The organism is Microcystis sp. M31BS1 (assembly GCF_020245285.1).
Lineage (GTDB): Bacteria > Cyanobacteriota > Cyanobacteriia > Cyanobacteriales > Microcystaceae > Microcystis > Microcystis panniformis.
In genome coordinates, this window is record NZ_JADBVE010000326.1 from 1 (window position 1) to 13,956 (window position 13,956).

The following is a 13,956-nucleotide window of genomic DNA, read 5'->3' on the forward strand; positions in this document are numbered from 1 at the left end:
AAATCCTTATCTGGCAAGAGACTTAATTGATTAGTTCGCTCTAGATAAAAAACAATTGACAAAAATCGCTAAATGCCTTTCTCTATAAGGGTTCCATCCCTTATAACCCCCATCCATTGCATAACACAAACCGAAGAGCCCAAAATTCCCAATTAAAAAAATTAGAAGCTCATAAAGTTCATCTTCTTCGGGAGTTCGCTGCTGACGGTGCATTAATTCTTCCACAATAGCCAAAGCTTTTTCATTTTCTGCCTCTGTTTTAATAACTTTAGGTAAATGGCGAGCTAGTAATTCTTTGTATTTTTCTGGATTAAAAGTAAGGGTCATCGGTGTCAAGGAGATACATTTCAGGATTCGGATGCTTCCTCGGCTAAAGGTTTTAGAGACTGGCGGTACTCTTGACCAAACTGCATTGCCTCTTCGTAAGCCGGATCGTCAGCAAAAGTGCCGACAATTTTTTCCCACCAGGGAGTTTCGCTGACAGTAGGTAGCAAACGCTTAAGCAGTGCTACTTCAGCTTCTAAAGTTGCTAGTCTTATCTCTAGATCAGTGCTTAACATGGTTGATATATCCTCCCATTCTGCTCTTGCTCAAAGGTTAGCTCTAAAACAAAATTTGTTTCAACGCCAGAAGCCATACGATGAACTGATGAAACGTTTTCCATCGGTAATTCAGTTGCTTGTCATGGTCAGTTATTGACACTCCCGTCCGCTACTTTGTCCTTAGCTGCTATTAACTGGTTAAACCGTGTTTTAGGGCAAAACGTACCAATTCCGTGCGACTATTAGTACCAGTCTTGCTAAACAAGCGACTGACGTATTTTTCTACGTTTCTGACGCTGGTTTCTAGACGACTGGCAATTTCTTTATTCATCAATCCCTCCGCTACTAAATCTAAAACACTTTGTTCCCGGGGGGTAAGATCAACTTTAATCGGGGGGGGAGTGGTAGTAAAAGTGTTCTGTTGTCCCACCTGCTGTTTTAATTCCCGGATATCTCGGGCAATTTCTTCTAATCTAGCGTTTTCGCTGGTGGCTTGCAAGGATTGACGACGGCGCTCGATTAAAGACTTGATTAATGCTTCTAATTCTTCGGGATCGAAAGGTTTGGATAAATAAGCATCACAACCGGCATTATAACCCTGAATGCGATCGCTCGTCATCCCCCTAGCAGTGAGAAAAACCACGGGAATTGTCTGAAAACGAGCATCTTCGCGCAATTTCTTGAGAAACTGATAGCCATCCACCTGCGGCATCATAATATCGGAGATGACTAATTCCGGAATTTCTTGATTGAGTAAATCCCAGGCTTCGTTAGCATTACTAGCAGTTCTTACCTCGAATTCATCCCCGTACTGTAGATATGCTTGCACAGATTCACGAACCCCCGGTTCGTCATCCACTAACAAAACTTTCGCAGGTGTGTCCATCAATTTCTCGCAGCGATCGAATATTGTCCGAATCCTATCTTATCAGCTATCAGGAGCCGGTCGTCAGTAGTCAGGAGATAGGAGTCAGTAGTCAGGAGATAGGAGTCAGGAGATTCCCACACCCCACACCCGACACCCGACACCCCACACCCCACTCCCCAGATCATCCTCAAGATAGTGACGGTGAGTTAAACTAGCAGATAGAACTAAAAAGTTACAAAAATCACACAATGATTTTACAATCCTTTCACCATTCTTAACAAATCCCGTGACCATTCTCTGCTGGCTTGATCGCATTAGTGCTTCTGATCGCCCCCTGGTGGGGGAAAAAGCTTTTATTGCCAGTGAATTACATCAGCGAGGATACCCAATTATCAGGGGATTTGCCATTTTTAACCGCATTTTTGCGGAATTTTTGGAAACTATCGACCATGGTGACTCGTTTCTGACGGATTTTCCCCAATCTTCCCTCTATTTAGACGTAGATAACGCCAAAGCTCTGCAATTAGTTGCGCGCGAGAGTCGGCGCGCCGTTTTACAAGCGCAAATTCCTCCTCTCTGGTTAGAAGAACTAGAGGCGGCCGTGGCACAATTATCCATGGATACCCTAGTATGGCGCTTTTCCCTACCAGCTAATCTGGCTCGGCGAACGCTCGGTTTATTTTCCGCCCCAATCAGTGGAATTAAAGCAGATAATCTAGAAAATGCCCTAAAACAAGCTTGGGCGGAGTTATTCACCGCCAGAAGTCTATTTTATTGGCGAAAAATGGGAATTGGTTTAGAAAACATTCAATTATCTTTACTGGTACAACCGTTATTACCGGCCAATTGTGCGGGAAATGTGTTGATTAATGACGATAACTGGAAAATTCAGGCAGTTTGGGGGTTAGGACACAGTTTAGTTAATGGAGAAGTGGCACCGGATACCTACATTATCGATCGCTCCGGTCAATTACGCAGTCGGCAATTAGGCAATAAATCCCGCGCTTATTATCTCAATAGTGACAGTAATCTGCTCGCGCCACAATTATTAGCACCCAGTTTACAGGAAAGCTACTGTTTAGATAATTTCGCCCTCGATCGCCTTTGTCAACTGGTTCAATTTCTGCTGACGGAAAAACCGACGTTAACCAGCATAGAATGGCTGATGATGCTGGATGGTCAAATTTATATTCTTAACTGTCACAGTCAGGAAATCACCGCTACTAGCTGCCATTATCCCTTAAGAGGATTAGGGGCATCCCCGGGGTTGGTATCGGGAGTGGCAAAAGTGATCAGCAATTTCGACTCCCCAGAGGCAACTTTTCAGGATTGCATTCTGGTTACTACTAATTTACCTCCGAAAAAACTGCCCCATTTACGCCAAATTAGAGCAATGATCACGGAACAGGGGGGATTAACTAGCCATGGAGCCATTTTAGCCCGGGAATTAGCCATTCCTGCCGTTGTCGGGGTGAAAAATGCCACGGAAATTATCCGCTCAGGTGAGATAATTTTGGTAGATGGTACGAGGGGAATTATTTCTCTAGCATCTCAGGAACAGATTTCCTTACCCCCACCACCCCCCAGAGAAACCGACGGGACGGCAATTGCTACCCGTTTGATGGTTAATCTCAGTCAAACTGAAAGTATTGCCGGAATCCAAGAACTGCCTATTGATGGGATCGGTTTATTGCGCTCAGAATGGATGATTTTAGAGTTACTTTCTCAGCGTAATCTAGAAGAATGGTTAACACCAGAGCATCAAGAAGCATTGATCGAGAGATTAAGTGATTTAATCGCACAATTTGCCCTTAGTATCCAGCCTAAGCCTTTATTTTACCGTTCTTTTGATGCTCAACATTCGGCTCAAGACAGTCGGGGAACCCATGGTTATATATTAGATCCGACTCTATTCGATCTGGAATTGCAAGCTTTACGACGGGTACAAACCACCAGCGCCACCAATATTAATTTACTGCTTCCCTTTGTCCGCGGGGTTGAGGAATTTATTTTCTGCCGGCAACGGGTACAATCGGCTTTACTCACTCAAGTCCCTTCTTTCCAATTGGGGATAATGGTGGAAGTACCGGGGGTAATCTTTCAATTGAGGGATTATGTGCAAGCGGGCGTACAGTTAATCGCTATTGGTACTAATGATTTAACTCAATTACTTTTAGGTAGCGATCGAGAACATTTCTCAGAATATTTTAACGCCCGTCATCCCGCAGTCAGGGCAGCTTTACAACAAATTATCACTCAAGCAAAAGTTTTACAGATTCCCTGTTCCGTTTGCGGCATGGCTATCGTCCAGTATCCTGAACTTATCGATGATCTGATTGCTTGGGGTGTGACTTCTCTTTCGGTGGATACAGAAGCAGTTTTAGCCACTAGAGAGGCAATTGTTCGCGCAGAAAGAAGGTTTTTATTGGAAAATGGCAGATAACCTCGGCAAAAAGAGCGTTAGGGGTTGGCTGTTGGGGAAGATGTTAAGTAGGGTTTGCGGCAAAAAGTTTCTCGTGGGGGTTAGGAGTCGGTAGCCGGTCGTCGGGAGATAGGGATTTAGGGATTTAGGGGTTTAGGGAAATTTCAGCCAAATGCCCCACTACCCCACTTCCCCACTTCCCCACTACCCCACTTCCCCACCACCTCACTACCCCATTTCCCCATTTCCCCACTCCCCACTTCATAAGCCATACTTTGTGCTTTTTGTCAAAAAAACTTTTTTTTTGCAATAAAACTACACAAAAAAAAGATCATCGTTGTGGGTGAAATTGACTCATTTACCTGTCTTAATTGGGATTACCTTCTAGGTGTGGCAAGGGTTTCAACCGTTGCTGCCCAAAAAAGCATAAAATACCCCATTATGAAATTCTATCAAATCGCTGTAACCGGCATAACATCGTTGTTAAATAAAAATCTTTCTCAATTAATTCTTAAGAATTTGTAAATATTGCGAAATGTTAATTTAAATATTCTCAAGTTATTGGAGTCAATAAATAATTTTTGCTTATCTTTGTCGGAAAATAGAACTTCTGCAAAAATCCAACATCTACCATTGGGTTAGGAGTCTCCGAGTCAGGAGTCAGGAGTCACAAGTCAGGAGTCAGGAGATTATTTTATTTATTCTCCCCACACCCCACACCCTACACCCTACACCCTACACCCCACACCCCACACCCTGTCCCCTAATGCCTAGAGAATTTCAATAATTCCTTGACTGCCATCGAGACGAATTAATTGACCATCTTTTAACAATTTCATGGCATTATGCACATCCATAACCGCGGGAATTCCGTATTCTCTGGCAATGATAGCACCATGGGATAATTGTCCCCCCACCTCGGCAATAATTCCCACAGCCTGGGATAATAAAGGGGACCATCCTGAGTCAGTATAGGGAATAACGAGAATAGTATTAGGGGCAATTTCTAGATTTTGTAGGGTTGGCATAATTTTGATTCGTCCCTCCACTGTCCCCCCACTAGCGGCAATTCCCTGTAAGCGTTTTTTTGCAGTTAAATTTGAAACTAAAAATTCTCTTTTCGGTGGTTGTCCATAAACGATATAGGGAATATCGGTTAATTGAGAGTTTTCTTGGAATTGTTGACGACGCTGACGGATAATCTGGTTAAGATTGGCGATTTTATTATTCTGACCCAACTGGGTAACTTCTGAGTAATTTAGATAAAATATATCTCCCGTCTCCGATAATATTTGCTGCTGTAACCAGAGGGTTTCCAAAGCGAGAAAATGCCAGCGTAGGTGAGCTAAAAGACGGGAGTAAATTTCAGTTACCTGGTTTTTGATATTTAATCTTTTTTGGACATTGTGGGAAGATTTGACTTTTTTATGGCTATTATTGCCCGGAATATCTAAGGGTAGTTGTAGCAGATATGGGGGATTTTCTCGCCATCTCGGTATGGAAATATCAGTCCCCACTTCGCTTAAATAACCGTAGGTTTCTAACCAGAGGGAAAAAGCTGAGTCAAAATCTCGATCGATCGTATTTTTTCTCAGTTCAGATAGCGATCGCATTGAGGCTATTTCTGGTGCTTGGGAGTTATCCAATTTCTCAAAAGGTACTCGGGAAATACTGCGACGCAAAGCGAAGCTAAGGGGGGCAAGAATACTATAATAGGTAGCTTTTTTTAAGACGGTTAAAATCTCCTCAATTTGCTCTAAAATTTCCCCAGAAGATAAAGCTTCTAGGGAAGTAGCGTTAATTTTTTCGAGCGTCGGGATAAAATAGTTTTTTTTATCTTGGCTAAAGTCTTTTTCTAACTGTAATTCCCGTCCTAAAAGTTTTAATAAACCGGGGGAATTAGCCAAGGTTGCCGCTAAAGGTGGTTTGGTAAACTTTGCCCCTTTGGTCAGGAATTCTAAGCTTTCTGGAGGTAATCCCATGCGACGGAAAATGGTTCCTAATAAAGAAGCATTAAAATAGGCTCTTTGATAGTGTAAAGTCGCTGTTTCATTGAAGTTCAAATCGAGGGCTTTTTTGTCTAAAACTAACTGGAAAATATCTCCCCAAACTCCACAGGTTAAAGGACGATTAATTGACCAAGGCAAAGGACGAATCACTCCAGGGATAACTTCAGCTGCGATTTTTCTTGTCCAAATTGGCTGTAAATTAGTGATAGGACGGCACTGTAATAACCATAATTTGTGTCCGTCATGAGTCCATTCTATATCTTGGGGAATGCCATGATCAAGGGTTTCTAATTGCCGACAAAGATTAGCTACCTGTTGAATAATAGCTGGGGGAATATCTCCCTCTCCGATGATGATATTTTCTTCTAAATTAACTCGATAACTTTCGGGGGTGATTCTTCCCGATACAACTCTGGTGGCATCTCCGGGTAAAGCTTCAATAACTACATCTAAACTGAGAGGATTAATCGGATCACGACTGAAGGCAACTCCCGAAAAAACTCCTCGAATTTGTTCTTGGATTAACACAGCCATGGCCGTGTTTTCTTGGCCTCGATCGAGTCGATAATTAACAGCATTAGGACTATTATAGGAGGTTTGGCAACTTAAAATCGCCGCCGCTAAATTTTCTCGATCGATGACGTTAAGAATTGTGGTATATTGTCCCGCAGATGAAGCAGTTTCACTATCTTCTCCAATAGCGGAAGAGCGCACGACTAAGGGATGATTAATATCAGGATTAAGAGATTCTATTAACGGTTGTGGATCATCCCCCGGTGGTAAAACCCACCCCCTAGGAATGGGATAACCGGCACGCTTAAGATAGGCTAAAGTGGCGGCTTTTTGTCCCACTTTTGAAGCAACCAGATTGTCATCAAGAGTTTGGATCGATCGATCTCCACGAAAAAAACGAAACATAGTTTTTGATTCATTGTTAACACTTGCTTCGGGTAAGTCTAAATCGTCGGCTATTTTTTGAAAAATTGCCCCTAATAAACAGGCTAAAGCAATGGCAGTTATAATATAACCTGAATCGTGGGGACGGCGCAAGGTGAGAATTAAAGCTAATAAAAATAATCCTACCAATCTACCCGTAGATTTTTCTCGAAAAATAGTAAAGCTAATCCCACTAATGATTGAGGTGAGAAAAACAGCGACAAAATCGTGAACGATTAATCCCCAGAAAACATTAGTAGTTCCTGCACCTTTTCCTAACCAATAGCGCCCCACGACTAAGGCAATTAAAGCTAATAATTCCCAAGTGGAGCCGGTGGAAAAAAAGAAACGGGTTAGGAAAATAACGATAATTCCCTTGGCTGCTTCCGAAATTACCGCCAAAATTCCCACCAATTTACCCCCATGGTAAAAGGCGGCAGTTACACCGATATTACCAGTACCTAATTGGGATAATTTACGTCCAGTTACTAGATAATTTATCCAATCGATCAGAGGCAATCCCCCGATTATAGGACAGACTAAAAAAATAAATAGGGAACCCCAAATTTCTCTCATTTAAAATGCGTCTTAGTTTACGATCTTGTCTTAAGTACCTAGGCAAAATTATTTACACATGACGATCATTGCCCCGTAAGGGTTTTAGCTCGATCGGGCAGGTAATTAATTTTGCATGACTACTTAGTAACGACCTTGAGAACATGAACACGAAAGCGATCGAATAAATTGAGCTTAATGGCTTAAAAACCAAGCAAATGGAGCAAATAAAGGCAATAATTGCGGATTTTAAGCGGCAAAATCACCCCCTCAAACTGAAGAAAAAAGCGAAAAGAGTAAGGTGGACGATGCACACCCTACAGACTTAAGAAAATCTGATTGACAGTGAGATTTAATTCCGTGAAAGTCTGGGAAATTAGGCGATCGCTGTCTCGAAATTGCCGAATTTGATATTCTTCCTCAACTAAGCGACAAACAGAGATGGTCGGTTGTTTAGGAGTGCCAAGAAAATTACGCCCACCCAAGGCTGCATAATCGACAATCCAATATTCAGGAATACCCATTTCTTCATAATCAGCAAATTTTAAGTAGTAATCATCACGCCAGTTAGTCGATACCACTTCAATGATCAGAGGGATAGATGCACCCTCACTAAGGATTGATTCTTTTTTCCATAATTTTTCCTGAGCGAGCTTGGTTCGATTTAGCACTAATACATCAGGAAAATAACCAGAGTTTTTACCAGCAGGTCTGACAATCGCTTGGTTAGGAATTAAATAAGGAAGCCCCAGTCTATCAATTATTCCACTGAGTTTAACAGTTAAAAATCCTTTGATTTCCTCGTGTTCTCCTGCGGGTTGTGCCATTTCAATAATATTTCCATTGTGTAGCTCATAACGTACTCCAGAATTTTCAGGCAGCCAAAGGACGAATTCCTCGAAATTAACAGTTTTAGGTAGGGTTTGGCTCATAGCTGACAAAATAGCATTCTCTCTCTACTAACTTCCTTGGCTCTATTTTAGGGTTTGCGGCAAAAAGTTTTTTGTGGGGGCAGGGTATGGGGTGTGGGGAGTTTTCTGCTGTGAACAGTGAACAGTAAACAGTAGCAATGCTCACCCTACAGACTCTCTAGACAATCTGCAAACAATCTGCGATCAAACTATCGATGCTGCGCCCCTAGATTGCACCTGCTCTGATTGGTGGGGGCGTATATGTACGCCCTTTCTTCGATCGGATTTGCTGATCACCATAACCTCAAGAGAGCCATTAATAATTAGCCCCACCGAGATTAATTTACTTAATTCCCACTAAAAAAGTTGTACCGATCGCCATAATTGCCAATCCGATGAACTTACTAATTAGAGTCGCTTGCTTGGCTAATTTTTCCTTGATGACACTGCCAAGGAAAAAAGCACCAGATGCGATCGCTAATTGCATCACGGTAAAACCAATTAAATAGGCAACTAAAGCGGCAACTCGCGCCCCGATAATTGATTCTCCGTAGGCATAACCGTGGAAAATTCCCGCGATCATTGCCAAAGTTGCCAGAGCGATCGTATGAAGATTAGAATGATTTTGTAACCCTTTTTTCAGAGTTAAAATCACGCCAAAAATCACCACAGAAAGGGCAATAATTCCTTCAGGAAAAAGTAAACTTATTCCCTGTAAATGAATCCCTGTCCCGATTAAAGTGGCAATCGCAAAAGCGATCGGAATTAATAAACCCTGTTCCATCCCCACAGCAATTAAACCACTAGCCACCACAAAAGCTAAATGATCTAAACCGATAACCGGGTGAGCTAAACCCGATAAAAATCCGTTCCAAAAATTATCAGGAGTTTGCCCTGCCATGGCATGATGGGCGAGGGTTTTGCTGGCAAAAATTAACAGGAAGAGAGGGACAATAGTTAATATCTTTGTCCAACTTTGACGAAAAATTATCTTCATTGATTACCTCAAAATTATGATTCGGAAACCCGCGCAACAATCGCCCGGTGTCGGGGACTGGTGGGGGTAATGATCGGTGCTTGAAACCCCGCTTCAACTAATGCCTGTTCGATATCGAGAGTAAAATATTGATCGAGATAGGGTTCGGTACTCTTGAGTAAGGTGAGGACATAAGGGGGCATTTTTCGATAAATTTCCGAGCGCGGATTCATATCCATCAGCGTCAAATAACCCCCCGATCGCAATAAACGACGCGCTTCGGCGAAAATTTCTCTAGTAGCCTGTTGGGGTAGTTCGTGGAACATTAAAAACGAAGATACCAGATCGTAGGACTGACTGGGTAATTGAGTTTTTTCCGCAGCCGCGTGTTGCCATTGAATCGTCTTTTGTTTTTGTTGAGCTTGGTATTGGGCAACGGCTAAATAGTAGGGAGAGAGATCTAACCCAGTTACCCGCGCTTGCGGATAAGTATCTTGCAGTGCGAAGCTACTCATGCCGACACTACAGCCTAAATCGACAATATCGTTAATTTCTGCCTTGATTTGCTCCTTCAATATCCGGTGATATTCCCGCCGCAATCGCGGATCGCCGTCAATCCCCGCCCCGGGCCAGATGGTAGAATGAACAGCATAGGCGGCAGATTCTACCTCAAAAGCTGGCAACCAGTCTAAATTGCCCTTTTCGTAAGCGTGGAAAGAACAAACGTAGTATTCGGGATAGACGAGATCGGGATTTTCTACCGCTTGCAGTTCCCGACTCCAATCCCTTTGTTGCCATTGTTTGACGGTTTCTCGCCAAGGTACACCTAGTTTTTCGGCTCTTTTAATCATCATATTGCGGGCCTGATAGCGAGCGATGTCAAAAAGCGGTTTTATGCCGAGAATACGGTTAACTAGACCAGAAACAGGATTAAAGGAGGCCGGAACGGGTGTAACTGTCATAGAAAAGCTTCGATCGTAAATTTTCCCTTTCTCATCTTATAACAGTGATCAGTGATCAGTAATCAGTAATCAGTGAAAAAACAGCACTGTCACCGCCATTTAATACTGCTCAGTTAATACCACTCACTGACAACTCACATCTGATAACTGTTTACTGACCACAGCAAAAAGCTCCCTAACCCCCCATCGGTTCAATTTTTATTATGAGAACAATCGCTGAAATCAACGACAAAATTGCTAAAAAAACGGCTGTAGTCTGGACAGTAGAGGAATTAAAAAGCCGCGTGAACGAGATGGGAATTAAGGAGGTTTTTTCCCAAGTAGATGTGGTTTGTACGGGAACCTTTGAACCGATGGAATCTTCCGGGGCAATTATTAATTTAGGTCAGACGGATCCGCCGATAAAAATTCGTCAATGTTGGTTAGATGGGATTCCTGCTTATGCCGGTTTTGGGGCGGTGGATTTATATTTAGGAGCCAGTGCTATTAGTGATCTAGCGGCCAAAAATGAGAATTTAGAGGCAGAAAATCCCGAAAGGGGTGGCGGACATATTATTGAGGATTTAATCGCCGGAAAATCGATTCAATTGCGCGCTGTCGGCCAGGCTACCGATTGTTATCCTCGCACTTCTTTTGAAACGATTATTTCTAAGGATACCATCAATCAATTTTATCTTTTTAATCCTCGCAATCTCTACCAGAATTTTATCGTCGGAGTCAATGGGGGAGAGCGGACTTTATATACTTATTTGGGACCACTACAGCCGCGATTAGGTAATGCAGTATATTCTAACCCCGGCGCAATTTCTCCCCTGTTAAATGACCCCGATTTAGAGGCTATAGGCATCGGTACGCGCATTTTTTTAGGAGGAGGAATCGGTTATATTGCCTGGGAAGGAACCCAACATTTTCCCCTGCAAAAACGCCTACAAAATCGAACTCCTATTGGTCCTGCTTCTACCTTAGCCTTAATTGGGGATGCTAAACAAATGAATGCTCGCTGGGTGCGGGGTTGTTATTTCAAAAATTATGGGGCTTCTTTAATGTTAGGAGTAGCAGTACCGATTCCGGTTTTAAGCGAGGAAATTGTTCGACATTGTGCGGTAAAAGATGAGGAAATTGTCGCTCCAGTGGTGGATTTTTCCATTCCCCGGCGAGTCCGTCCTACCTTTGGTTTAATCACCTACGCTAAACTAAAAAGCGGTCGGATTATGATTGAGGGAAAAAGTGTTAGGGTGGCTCCTTTGGCCAGTATTTCCCTGTCCCGGGAAGCCGCTTTAGAATTAAAAGCACTAATCGAATCGGGAGAATTTACCCTCACAGAACCCGTGGCAAAAATTAATCTAGAGCGGACTTTTATCCCCCAGGATCGTTGGGGCGGAAAATTATCAATTGAGTGAGGAGTTAAGGGATTGGGTACAGGTGGCACAACCACAATTAAGATGACGAAAAATCGGATTTTCTTCCCCGGTTGTCTTGCCGATCATCATGTCACCTAAGTTCTTGGTATTGAAACTAGGATGAAAGGACTCTGGGGCAGCTTGTACGGAGTTAGTGGTAACTGCTAGGACTAATAAACTAGCGGAGGCAGTGGCAAGAATAACGACTTTTTGATTCATAAATTTGTGGGAATTATTGGCCATGAATACCACTAATTATAACACTGCCGACCGCCGACCGCCTCCGTTAACGGCCCAAAAGATTGGCAATATCAGCACATCCCCCCGGAATGGTTGCGCGGGACTTTTCCCCACACCAACGACAACAATAGTGACGTTGTTCCTCGCTCATGTTTTTCACCCCAGTAAAATTGACATTTTCTACCACTGCTCCCGTGTGTTCTCCGCTGTCATAATTGGGGGGAACGGTACGACTGCGGGGGGTAGCATTTTCTAGGGAACCATAAAATAAACGCATCCCTTTGATATCTGCCCCTCTTAAATTAGCTTCGTAGAGAATTGTCCGCGATACATTTGCTTTCACCAAATCGCTATAACTTAAATCGGCCCGCACCATATTCGCTTCGCTTAAATCGGTCCAGCGCAGATCCTGCCCAGAAATGTCGGCCCCCGCTAACATTACCCCCAATTGTACTACTCTTGTGCCAAACTCTCGATCCTCCGCATAACCCCCTTCCCCGTCTAGAATCGGTCGGCCTAGATAACGATCGCGTTTAATCGGTGATAATAGCCGCGATTGACTCAAAAAACGCAGTATTTTCGCTTTCCCGGCGGCATCGACACTGCTGAGGATGGAAGCGGTGCGACCTTCTGCGATCGCTCTTTCCTGGGGCCAATCTTCTAAAAATCCCTCCTCATCCAAGGCTAGATCAGAAATCCCCTGAAAATAGGAATCGATCGTCTGTTGTTGGGTAATGCGATTTTGTTGTATGGTTAAATCCTTAGAAATAACGTACTGTTCCCAGGCCACATAGACGGCTAACACGGCGATCATAATCTGTCCCAAGGCCCCCACCCACTCGGCCCAAGAACCGAACTCATCGTATTTAAAACTGTCTAACCATCGCAATATGCGCTCGTAAACTCCTAAATATTTCCCTAATCCGGCCAGAGCAGCAATAAAAACGATAAAAGCGAAAACCGTCTGACGTTCAGAGGGAGTGAGATAATGGGCGATCCACTGGCGAATAGAGGGTAAAATCACCTGTAAGGATATCAATATCGCTACTATCGCCCCAGAAAAGCCTAACCAGTCCCAGCTAAAGACGAGGCCGATGGTCATCACCATCAGGGGGGCCAGTAATAACCCCGCGTTACCCGGTCGAAGATCTTTTAATACTAGGATGCGCTGACGCACAGGATTACGGGAAGATAAGGAGGAGACGTATTCGGAAGCATCGGGGGCTGATAAACTGGCTTTACCGTTATTTTCGGGGTTATCTTCCCTATTTTCCGCACCGAGTTTTTCTGGGTCTTTGCGATCGCTCATATTAATCCTTGTCAAGAGAAAATAATTCCACACCGAAAACTGAGGCGAAAACTCTCGATAAATCTTGCTGTACTTGCATAAGACTAATATTAGGCAGAAACTGCTGTAAACTGCCCACGGGTTTATTAGCAATGCCACAGGGAATAATCTCGGCAAACCCGCTTAAATCGGGACAAACATTGAGGGCAAAACCATGATAGGTAATCCAACGACTAACTTTAATACCGATCGCAGCTATTTTATACCCTTCTACCCATACCCCCGTCAGGCCCGCGATTCTTTCCCCCGACAATCCATAAATAGCGATAGTTTGCAGAATGACTTCTTCCAATTGTCGCAAATACCAGTGTAAATCCTGCTGATAATAGCGCAAATTGAGGATCGGATAGCCCACTAACTGCCCCGGACAGTGATAGGTGACTTCGCCTCCTCGCTCGATTCGATGCACTTCTTTGTCGGTTTTGTCAAGATTAAATTTAATAAACTTAATATCTGAACCGGTACCGAGGGTGTAAACGGGGGGATGTTCCAGTAGGAGCAGCATATCGGGCAAGTCGGGATTAGCGATTCTTGCCTCCACCAGCGCTCGCTGTTGCGACCAAGCGCGAGAATAGGGAGTAATTGCCTGAATTTTTAGCCCACAGAGACGAGGCATTTTTTGAGTATTCATCGAGAGATGTGATTGTTGACGCTCCCCGCTCTAAAAAGACGGGGATTCTTCGTTCATTGAGTCTCCGTTAGCAAGCAGGATTTCTCCAACCAACCAAGAGGGAATCTCTCCCGAAGCGTTTAAAGTTTGCGTGCGCCCCACGCTACTTAATCCCTT

11 protein-coding genes and 2 pseudogenes are annotated in these 13,956 nt (G+C 43.6%); 2 read left to right on the forward strand and 11 right to left on the reverse strand.

Features of this window, described 5'->3' with window-relative positions; translation table 11 throughout:
- Positions 1–141: 141 nt before the first annotated feature.
- From IM509_RS24195 to IM509_RS18480, 3 genes and pseudogenes are all read right to left on the reverse strand, one after another.
- Positions 142–327 (reverse strand): annotated as a pseudogene (locus IM509_RS24195) (transcriptional regulator); the annotation flags it as partial.
- Between the two features lie 20 nt (positions 328–347).
- Entirely contained in the window at positions 348–560 is a 213-nt protein-coding gene (locus tag IM509_RS18475; protein ID WP_002757840.1) for a hypothetical protein, read from the reverse strand.
- 172 nt (positions 561–732) lie between these two features.
- Positions 733–1,428, reverse strand: a complete 696-nt coding sequence (locus IM509_RS18480; protein ID WP_002737332.1) for a response regulator transcription factor — start codon at positions 1,426–1,428, stop codon at positions 733–735.
- 268 nt (positions 1,429–1,696) lie between these two features.
- Between IM509_RS18480 and IM509_RS18485 the strand changes: the two genes are divergently transcribed.
- Positions 1,697–3,853 carry a putative PEP-binding protein gene (locus IM509_RS18485; RefSeq protein ID WP_185237456.1) on the forward strand — a complete coding sequence of 719 codons (2,157 nt, stop codon included), beginning with the start codon at positions 1,697–1,699 and terminating at the stop codon, positions 3,851–3,853.
- A gap of 749 nt (positions 3,854–4,602) precedes the next feature.
- Here the strand turns inward: IM509_RS18485 and IM509_RS18490 are convergent.
- The 4 genes from IM509_RS18490 to IM509_RS18505 form a co-directional block, all read right to left on the reverse strand.
- Positions 4,603–7,353, reverse strand: coding sequence for a glycerol-3-phosphate acyltransferase (locus IM509_RS18490; protein ID WP_185237457.1), 2,751 nt, complete (start codon positions 7,351–7,353; stop codon positions 4,603–4,605).
- A 296-nt stretch (positions 7,354–7,649) separates the two neighbouring features.
- Positions 7,650–8,264 (reverse strand): Uma2 family endonuclease, encoded by a 615-nt coding sequence (locus IM509_RS18495; RefSeq protein ID WP_185237458.1) that lies wholly within the window; start codon positions 8,262–8,264, stop codon positions 7,650–7,652.
- Positions 8,265–8,586: 322 nt separating this feature from the next.
- Entirely contained in the window at positions 8,587–9,240 is a 654-nt protein-coding gene (locus IM509_RS18500) for a HupE/UreJ family protein (protein ID WP_185237459.1), read from the reverse strand.
- A gap of 14 nt (positions 9,241–9,254) precedes the next feature.
- Positions 9,255–10,181, reverse strand: coding sequence for a class I SAM-dependent methyltransferase (locus IM509_RS18505; protein WP_159251428.1), 927 nt, complete (start codon positions 10,179–10,181; stop codon positions 9,255–9,257).
- Between the two features lie 203 nt (positions 10,182–10,384).
- On the opposite strand from IM509_RS18505, the gene IM509_RS18510 reads away from it, so the two are divergent.
- Positions 10,385–11,581: a homocysteine biosynthesis protein gene (locus IM509_RS18510; RefSeq protein WP_052276713.1), complete on the forward strand. Its 1,197-nt coding sequence runs from the start codon at positions 10,385–10,387 to the stop codon at positions 11,579–11,581.
- Here IM509_RS18510 and IM509_RS18515 read toward each other — a convergent pair.
- The 4 genes and pseudogenes from IM509_RS18515 to IM509_RS24200 all read right to left on the reverse strand — a co-directional run.
- Complete coding sequence (locus tag IM509_RS18515) at positions 11,570–11,800, reverse strand: hypothetical protein (protein ID WP_052278455.1); 231 nt, start codon at positions 11,798–11,800, stop codon at positions 11,570–11,572. The two genes, IM509_RS18510 and IM509_RS18515, sit on opposite strands and share 12 nt — an antisense overlap.
- 67 nt (positions 11,801–11,867) lie before the next feature.
- Complete coding sequence (locus IM509_RS18520; protein WP_052276714.1) at positions 11,868–13,130, reverse strand: pentapeptide repeat-containing protein; 1,263 nt, start codon at positions 13,128–13,130, stop codon at positions 11,868–11,870.
- Between the two features lies 1 nt (position 13,131).
- A complete protein-coding gene (gene lipB, locus IM509_RS18525; RefSeq protein WP_052276715.1) occupies positions 13,132–13,800 on the reverse strand; it encodes a lipoyl(octanoyl) transferase LipB in 669 nt (222 codons plus the stop codon).
- Between the two features lie 30 nt (positions 13,801–13,830).
- Positions 13,831–13,956 (reverse strand): annotated as a pseudogene (locus tag IM509_RS24200) (RNA-guided endonuclease TnpB family protein); the annotation flags it as partial.